The organism is Xanthobacter autotrophicus, from assembly GCF_030015065.1.
Classification (GTDB): Bacteria; Pseudomonadota; Alphaproteobacteria; order Rhizobiales; family Xanthobacteraceae; genus Xanthobacter; species Xanthobacter autotrophicus_D.
Genome location: NZ_JAIVFN010000576.1, coordinates 1 through 383, shown reverse-complemented (window position 1 = coordinate 383; position 383 = coordinate 1). Strand labels below are relative to the sequence as shown.

The window sequence follows — 383 nt, the reverse complement described above, 5'->3', positions numbered from 1 at the left end:
GGGCGGCCGCGTGCTCGGCAGCGTGAAGCACCCGCTCAACGCCTCGGACTTCTCCTCGTTCCTGCTGCAGGCGCAGAACTCAAAGGCGCAGATCCTGGGCCTGGCGAACGCGGGCGGCGACACGATCAACGCGATCAAGGCCGCGCGCGAGTTCGGCATCAACAAGAGCATGAAGATGGCGGCTGCTGGTGTTCCTGACGGACATCCACAGCCTGGGCCTGAAGAACACCGAGGGCCTGCTGCTGACCACCAGCTGGGACTGGAACCTCGACGACAAGACGCGCGCCTTCGGCCGCAAGTTCTTCGCCAAGACCAAGCGCATGCCCACCGACATCCAGGCGGCCGATTACTCCGCCACGATGAACTACCTGAAGGCCGTGCAG

The 383-nt window shown here is 64.8% G+C and carries 1 pseudogene; it reads left to right on the top strand.

Annotated features, from left to right (window positions below):
- Positions 1–383: pseudogene (locus tag K9U40_RS24585) on the top strand (ABC transporter substrate-binding protein); the annotation flags it as partial.